Origin of the sequence: Protofrankia sp. Cas4, assembly GCF_963555915.1 — a bacterium.
In the GTDB taxonomy this organism is placed as follows: Bacteria; Actinomycetota; Actinomycetes; order Frankiales; family Frankiaceae; genus Protofrankia.
Genome location: NZ_CAUVXL010000176.1, coordinates 1 through 2,460 on the forward strand (window position 1 = coordinate 1; position 2,460 = coordinate 2,460).

The window sequence follows — 2,460 nt, forward strand, 5'->3', positions numbered from 1 at the left end:
GAACTAAGAGCGCCTGGCTGCTCAGGCTGTCGGGTCGGTCGGGCTGGTCGGGCTGGTCGGGCTGGTCGGGCTGGTCGGGTCGGTCGGGCTGGTCGGGTCGGTCAGGGGCCGGCGGGGCATCCGAAAGGTCGAAAACCAGGTCAGTACCGCGAGCACGAACAACAACACGGCGGGCAGGACGACCAGGAAACCGGACGACCGAAGCCGGAAGTCGACGAGCTGGACGGCAAGGTCGCGGGCCCCGTCCGGAAGCTGTGAAGTGACCCGCGACGACCGCAACTCGTGGCCGATCCAGCTGGCCAACAGGGATCCGGTGAGCCCGCCCAGCGCAAGCCCCACCGGTAGCGGCCAGCCGCCGCTGCGTCCCCGCCAGAACGCGAGCGCTCCCGCAACCAGACCGCCGATCCCGCAGATCATGGCAAAGTACACGTCGACGCCGGCCTGGGCGTCGAAGGCGAGCTCACTTCCGGCCAGCGCCGCCCTGACGTCCAGGCGCGGGGCCGCCGCGGCCCACAGGAGTCCGAGCGGCAGCCCGGCCGCGGCCATGGCGACCGCACCCACGACACCGGCGACGATCTCGCTCCGGCCGACCGCCCAGAAGCGGTCGTCACGATCCGCGGCCACCAGCGGGTCATCCAAGGCGCCGACGAACCCCCCGGGACCGCGCAGTCCCGGCACCTGGGGTGAGCCCCGCATTCCTGCGTCGTGCGAGTCCGGCAACGGCTTGGTCACCATTCATTCATCTCTGGCATGCGTCTACCGCCGGGCATTGCCGGCACGCCGTAGCGCCATACTGGCCGCGGTGAGCATGATGACCGCGACCACCGCGCACACCAGCAGGTCGACGACGGCCGCGGCCCAGTCGATGGATGGCCGGAACGCGGCGGCCAGCACGTCCACCGCGTACGTGCTGGGCACCAGGTCCCGCAGCAGCTTGACCCCGGCAGGCAGCCGGTCGGCCGGGATGATGCCCACGAACAACACGACGCTCATGCCGACCTGTCCGACGACGGTGGCCAGTTCCTGGCGTGGAGCCAGCAGGCCGATCGCCGCTCCGATGCCGGCCAGCGACGCACCCGCCAGTGCGACCACCGGTAGGAGCAGCCACAGACCCGACAGCGGAAGGCCGTAGAGCAGGGCGCCCACCACCGCCGTGATGACCGTCCCCGGCACCGCGAACGAAGCATAGGAGGCGGCGGTGCCCAGTACCACCGCGCTGGCGGGAATCGGCAAGGTCAGGTAGTAGTCGAGCGCCCCGGCCGCGCGTAGCGCTCCAAAGCGCTGCGCCAGCAGGTTGAGGGCGATGAAGGCCACCACCAACACGGTTGAACCCGCCACCACCTGCTCGCTGGTCGTCTCGTTTCCGGTGTCGACCACACCCCGGAGCAGCAGCATGATCCCGAGCGACTGAAAGGCCGCGACGAACAACAGCGGCACCCGTGCCACCCGAGCGCGGGAGAGCTGACCGACGTAAACGGCCCGCAGAGCCGCACCGAACCGGGTGTTGGGCGGCAACGCCACGGCGCCACCCACGATCGTGGCGGCGCTCACGGTGCCAGCATCCTGAGCGGCACCGTCCTGGCCGGCACCCTCCTGGCCGGCACCCTCCTGGCCGGCACCCTCCTGACCCACGGACGGCTGACGGGCGGACTGAGACGCCGCGGTGGGGGCGGTCATGAGCGCTCCAGGGTGCGGGATGCTCCGCCGAGGGCGAGGTAGACATCCTCAAGGGATGGCGTGGCCAGGGTGAAGTCGTCGAGGGCGGCAAAGGCCGGGCCGGTCGTGAGTCGCGCGAGCGCCTCACGCGCGTCGACCGCGGCCATCCGCGTGGTCCACCGACGGCCGGTGATCTCGGCCTGCTGAGCGAGGCGCGCGATGATCGGATCGTCGCCGGGCGGCTCGAACCGCCAGACCAGGTCCAGCCGGACGTCATCACTCACCGACGCCTTGAGTCGCCCGGGGGTGTCGCAGGCGATCACCCGACCGGCCTCGAGGACGGCGACGCGGTCCAGGACGGACTCCGCTTCCAGGACGTTGTGCGTGACCAGCACCACGGTGACGCCCGCGGTGTCCCGGCGCCGTTGCAGCGCCGACCACACCGCCCGCCGAGCCGTGGGGTCAAGCCCGGTCGTGGGCTCGTCCAGGACGAGCACCTCGCGGTGGCCGACCAGGGCGCAGGCAACCGAGGCCAGCCTGCGCTGGCCACCGGACAGGTGCCGCAACGGTCGACCCGCGATCGGCGCGAGCCCGAGTTCGTCGATGACGGCCGTCCGTGCCGCACGGGCGGCGGGACGGCCCAGCCCGCGCAGACGGGCGGTCGTCTCCACGGCGACGCTCACCGGGAGGTCCGCCAGGGCCGTGTCGCCCTGACCGAGGTAGGCCGCCAGCCGGGGCGGGATGTCCGGCCGGGAGACGACGTCCCATCCGAACATCTCGATCGACCCGGCATCCGGCCGGATG

3 protein-coding genes are annotated in these 2,460 nt (G+C 71.9%); all 3 read right to left on the reverse strand.

Annotated elements, in window-relative coordinates; genetic code table 11:
* Positions 1-21 precede the first annotated feature (21 nt).
* Positions 22-732 carry a hypothetical protein gene (locus U9979_RS16430; RefSeq protein ID WP_322780076.1) on the reverse strand — a complete coding sequence of 237 codons (711 nt, stop codon included), beginning with the start codon at positions 730-732 and terminating at the stop codon, positions 22-24.
* 24 nt (positions 733-756) lie between these two features.
* Positions 757-1,677 (reverse strand): ABC transporter permease, encoded by a 921-nt coding sequence (locus U9979_RS16435; protein WP_322780077.1) that lies wholly within the window; start codon positions 1,675-1,677, stop codon positions 757-759.
* Positions 1,674-2,460 (reverse strand): ABC transporter ATP-binding protein (locus tag U9979_RS16440; protein ID WP_322780078.1); only part of this gene is annotated, 787 nt, incomplete at its 5' end. The genes U9979_RS16435 and U9979_RS16440, both read right to left, overlap by 4 nt.

Bases quoted from the DNA above. Each gene is read 5' to 3' on its own strand.
- U9979_RS16435 (WP_322780077.1), bottom strand. From the start codon at position 1,677: ATGACCGCCCCCACCGCGGCGTCTCAGTCCGCCCGTCAGCCGTCCGTG.